The following is a 236-nucleotide window of genomic DNA, read 5'->3' as shown; positions in this document are numbered from 1 at the left end:
CAACGCACCTTGTGCCACCAGTGTCGCGGGCGCCATCGCAAGAGACGATCCGACCATGCAGCCGACCAGCACCTGATAGCCCTCGGCCAGCGCTGCATCGCGCAAGTTCAAGGCTTCGGTCAGACCGCCAGTCTTGTCCAGTTTGATGTTAACAACGTCATATTTGCCCTTGAGTGTTGGCGGGCTGGCGCAGTCATGCGCGCTCTCATCGGGGCGGACCGGCACCGGACGTTCCG

General features: G+C 62.3%; 1 protein-coding gene. It reads right to left on the bottom strand.

The genetic code is table 11. The features are described from left to right. On the bottom strand, window positions 1-236 hold a 236-nt coding region (locus R0J92_RS26565; RefSeq protein ID WP_411053886.1), incomplete at both ends, for an enolase C-terminal domain-like protein.

The sequence above is a fragment of the Tritonibacter sp. SIMBA_163 genome (genome assembly GCF_046535935.1).
In the GTDB taxonomy this organism is placed as follows: Bacteria; Pseudomonadota; Alphaproteobacteria; order Rhodobacterales; family Rhodobacteraceae; genus Epibacterium; species Epibacterium scottomollicae.
The sequence above is the reverse complement of the archived record's forward strand: the minus strand, read 5'-3'. Positions and strand labels throughout refer to the sequence as shown.